General features: G+C 39.9%; 4 protein-coding genes. 2 read left to right on the top strand and 2 right to left on the bottom strand.

Annotation, left to right across the window (positions count from 1 at the left end):
- Both WBJ10_RS14775 and WBJ10_RS14780 read right to left on the bottom strand, forming a co-directional pair.
- Positions 1-1,663 (bottom strand): Rv1355c family protein (locus tag WBJ10_RS14775; protein WP_424291630.1); only part of this gene is annotated, 1,663 nt, incomplete at its 3' end.
- Between the two features lie 55 nt (positions 1,664-1,718).
- Positions 1,719-2,528 carry a hypothetical protein gene (locus WBJ10_RS14780; RefSeq protein WP_424291632.1) on the bottom strand — a complete coding sequence of 270 codons (810 nt, stop codon included), beginning with the start codon at positions 2,526-2,528 and terminating at the stop codon, positions 1,719-1,721.
- Between the two features lie 149 nt (positions 2,529-2,677).
- Between WBJ10_RS14780 and WBJ10_RS14785 the strand changes: the two genes are divergently transcribed.
- Together WBJ10_RS14785 and WBJ10_RS14790 are read left to right on the top strand one after the other, a co-directional pair.
- Positions 2,678-3,142 (top strand): response regulator, encoded by a 465-nt coding sequence (locus WBJ10_RS14785; RefSeq protein WP_424291634.1) that lies wholly within the window; start codon positions 2,678-2,680, stop codon positions 3,140-3,142.
- 184 nt (positions 3,143-3,326) lie between these two features.
- Positions 3,327-3,779: a PA2169 family four-helix-bundle protein gene (locus WBJ10_RS14790; RefSeq protein WP_424291636.1), complete on the top strand. Its 453-nt coding sequence runs from the start codon at positions 3,327-3,329 to the stop codon at positions 3,777-3,779.
- Positions 3,780-3,922 lie beyond the last annotated feature (143 nt).

The raw sequence follows: 3,922 nt of genomic DNA on the forward strand, positions 1-3,922 counted from the left end.
CTGGAATAGATTCTGCCAGGTTCTTAAGAGTCGATAAAAGGTCCGGCCCAATAGGGGTTTTCGGTCCCAGGTTTCTGTGGGTATGCCGTTTAAAAATTGCTTTATCGAGGTTTTTTACAAGATTCAGGTCCCGGTTTTCTCCAAGCTTTTTGAAACGGACTATTGCTACCAGTTTCTCAGCGTTACTATCCGGGGAGAAGAAATAAGAGGGTTCCAGACCCAAACTGCATGCAAGAATATATAAATTTTCATAGGATGCCCCTAGACTTATAAATGAAGCTGTTTTTTGAAAATCGCCGAAAGAAAAAGATCGATTTTCATTATGAAAAAGATATAAGGCTCCTTGTTGGTATACCCATTTCCAGGGCTGGTCATTACCTGTTGAAGGAGCAGCAGAGGCAGCACGTATCAATTTAATAATAGTTTCCTTATCGGGATAAACATCGTCAGCAGAATATTCCAGTTTTTGCCTGGCGATAATCGACTGCATTTCATCAATTAAAAGAGGCGAGTAAGGGTTGTCCCTGATGAAATTTTTCTTATCGGGTATTTCCTTATCAGTTACCAATTCATCCAAATCAATATAATATCTTCCAGAATCATGGAACTGGTCAAGCAGAATTCGCCGGCAAACATCGGTTCCCACAGCTCCGCCTAATGCAACCGAACTCGCCAATTGCGGCCACGTGTTTATGGTTTGCTCCACCTCAAGCATGGAAGCTTTTGCCCGCAGAGAAATGTTTTCAATACCCAGCATTTGTAACATGACAGGGATTTTGTCTTCTGTACTTAGACCCTTTATTTTTTTAGGATCGATATTATTAATGGTTCCGTGCAGTAAAGCCCGATGAGGTTCAAGGTCAAAACGCTCTACGTCAAGCATACCCCGATCACTTGTATCCATTAATACAGGGATACGAAGCTCCCTGGCCTTTGCCCGGGCAAGTATCTTGATGTCTAGTCCATCACATTCGTCAACTAATAAATCAAGCTTGCCATTTTCGGAAAAGAAAGAATCCATATTTTCTTCAGTTAATCCTTCGAAGAAACAGGTTACATTTAAGAATGGATCTATTTCTGCAATTTCTCTGGCCGTTATTACAACCTTGGGAACCCCAAGATTATGCGCTCCGGTACGGATACGATTTAGATTACTTAATTCAAGTGTGTCAAAATCTGTGAGACGGAGTTCTCCAAATCCACGTTCCATCGCCAGTGTCAGCGCTATAGATTGACCCACAGATAGGCCGACAATACCAATGATTTTCGTATTAAGTATTTCTTGTTCCTTACGTGTTATTTTATATTGGTTGCGATTGGTTCGGACGTGAATAAACTCTTCTTTATCGAGCATATGAACCAGACGGCGACTCCAGGGATAGTACACCCATACCCCGTAATTATTAATATCTCTTCCTGCTAAATGACCTTTAATAAGGGACGCGTAATCTTCTTCTTTTATTTTAACAGAAGGACATTTCATTTTTATCAGTTCCTGCAACTGGTTATAAAGCTCATCGTGAACAAAGACAATTTGGCCCGACTGTGACAGTTCTTCCAGCGAATGCAGATCGGCAGGGTGATCAGTTCGAAAAATTAGGGGTTGATAAATCCGGTTTAATTGTTTGGAGGCACTAATTAGTGTGCTGAACCTGGATGTCATGGAATCTGATTAAAAGTAATTTAACAATTGAACACAGTTTTCGTGAGCTCTAAAATTACAGTAAATTAAGACTGCTTTCATCAACATTTCCTATTGATGCTCCCTTTTGAACATTTGCAATGGTAGCTTGCAGGTCCCACTTGTCCATATTAGGAATTTCAATGTCATAATGGATCTCTATCTTCTTTTTACGAAGTTCCTCAATCCTGACTCCCCGAAGATTTTCGCGAAGTAAGCGGATAGCCTCTCTATTCTCCTGATCGGCTTTACTCAGTTTTTCCAGGTCCCGCAGGATAAGTACGGTTGCCACCAAATCTAGTTTTGGATAATAAAAGGTACCGTTGTTTCCAATTCCCTCCTCGATCTCGTAGCCGACACTTTGGGCCATCTTAACTGTATAAGGAGCACATAACCCAAAAAGGGAATCTAAACCAATCTGGGTAGACATCGCCACACCTACACGGGTTAAAAAGATACTTCCAATGCCGTAGCCGGCAATTTCTCTGGAGTTCCATAATCCGCAGCCCTCGCCTGTGCCTTTTTTGGCATAGCTATACACCATATCATAAATTGATGAGTCCAAAGCCCCAGTCGCTTGTTCGATAGGCAGCGGTTCAGATCCTCCGGCGACGTGTATACGGGCCCCACCATAGATATGCTTTTTATTGAGCGATTCCACTATCATCACAAAAGCAGCTGGATTATCAACCCATTCGTTATTGGAAGATGTTACCTTTTCCACGCCAATGCTGGTTAGAACGCGTTTATGCCCTTCAACAAACAATTCACACGATCTTGGGTCATCTATGGCTCTGAAAGCCCTCAGCCTTACCACAGGGTTTCCGTTATTGAATTGTATTTCCATTTATAATTATATCCGGCTTCAAAGTGCTAAATATTTTTTTGAATGCCAGTTAAGATTTAATAATCGGGTTTCATGAGTAATTTACCTGACTACTTAGGTACTTTTTGTTTATAATCCGTATTTTTGCTAAAATATTAATGTTACAACAAATGTCTGATAAAAAGATCGATATCCTGTACGTTGATGACGAAGAAAATAACCTGATATCATTCAAAGCTACCTTTAGACTTAAATATAATATTTCCATTGCGCTCAGTGCCGCCGCCGCAATAAAGGTTCTGGAAAAGAAACCGATTGAGATTATTATCACAGATCAGAGGATGCCGAATATGACCGGGATTGAGTTTCTTGAAAACATTCTCGAGAAGTACCCTGACCCCATTCGCATATTGTTAACAGGATATGCGGATATGAATGCAGTTATCGATGCGGTTAACAAAGGTAAAATTTTTCATTACCTAAGTAAACCATGGAGTGAAAATGAGCTGGACGAAACAATCAGAAAGGCATTCGAAGTATATAAGGCTAACAAACAAATTAAAGAGATGAACAGTAAACTCGCCGTTTCCAACGATCAACTGGAGTTTCTGCTGCGTCAGAAATTATTATCTTAACCAGATTGCATACCTGTATTGAATTTCAATATCTTCTAAATTCAATAGATTCGGCCTTCCCGGCATTCAATATTTCTTTTCAATAGCTCTTCCGCATTAAACTTTATTCTAAGTTAATTACACTTTTGCCAAACCAAATTCAAAATCAGTGTGTTATAAATTTAATCAAACAACATTAACTATTATGGAAACTAAAGAAAGCACAGGGGTTTTAAACGACCTGATTTTGATAAACAACGATAGGATTGAAGGTTATCAAAGAGCAAAAGAAGAGTTAAAAGAAGGAGATGAGGATTTAAAAGCCTTATTTACCCAGATGATTGGAGAAAGTCATACGTTAAAATTAGCTTTGGCTACTGAAGTAGGCGCTTCTGGGGAAGAAATAGAGCAAGGAACTACCAACAGTGGAAAAATTTACCGTGCTTGGATGGACGTTAAAGCGGCGTTCAGTGGACACGATAGAAAGGCTGTCCTTGAAAATTGCGAATTTGGAGAAGATGCAGCTCAGAAAGCTTATGAGATGGCACTGAATGAAGACGATCTTCCAGCTCATTTTCGCTCATTAATATCCGAGCAGAAAGCTACATTAAGGGTTTCTCACGACAAAATTAAAGCTTTACGCGACGCACAAGCTTAATTTGAATTTAACCATTCTATTAAATCCCCCATTCGTTCGAACTGGGGGATTTTTATTAACCGAATTTTTCATATCGAACAAATAATTTTCACCGCTACTTTCCCCTCGTTTACCGAGTTCTTTCCTTCCCCTGCCTAATACCT

The sequence above is a fragment of the Daejeonella sp. genome, from assembly GCF_049655485.1.
Classification (GTDB): domain Bacteria; phylum Bacteroidota; class Bacteroidia; order Sphingobacteriales; family Sphingobacteriaceae; genus Daejeonella.